Consider the following 476-nt stretch of genomic DNA (forward strand, 5'->3'; position numbering starts at 1 on the left):
ATAATTCACTTGAGTTGATGCCACACCATTTTCATCAATGGTGGCTGTTGCATTGATGTTACCATCAACAGCACGACCAATCATGTAAGGGAAAATATCTCCATCATTGATGACCGCACCTGACAAATCATTGCGGTTAAATTGTTCAGCTATATTCAATGAAGTATCAGACAGGATCGACTGAACAGTCACCGCACTTTCTAAATCTTCATTCCTTAGTATTTCTTCACCGAAGACCAATAATGTGTCTCCAGGCTGAACTTCAGCAGTACCATTGATGAAATCACCAGAGGCTGATAAGAAACTGTTACCACCTTCTTGAGGATTACCATCATTGCCTGAGTTCACAAATGTGCCAGGACCATCATTGGGAAATCCAATGACCGGACTGTCTATCAAACCAAACTGTATGGTTTGTGGTAAAGCTGGGTTACCACCTTTGTCAGTACCAATTGCACTGATGGTGATTGAGTAAC

At 41.6% G+C, this 476-nt stretch carries 1 protein-coding gene; it reads right to left on the reverse strand.

Annotated features, from left to right (window positions below):
* Nucleotides 1-476, reverse strand: a 476-nt coding sequence (locus ACEWQ0_RS11215; RefSeq protein WP_476485374.1) for a hypothetical protein, incomplete at both ends; no start/stop codon positions are given.

Source organism: Wenzhouxiangella sp. YN9 (assembly GCF_056324165.1).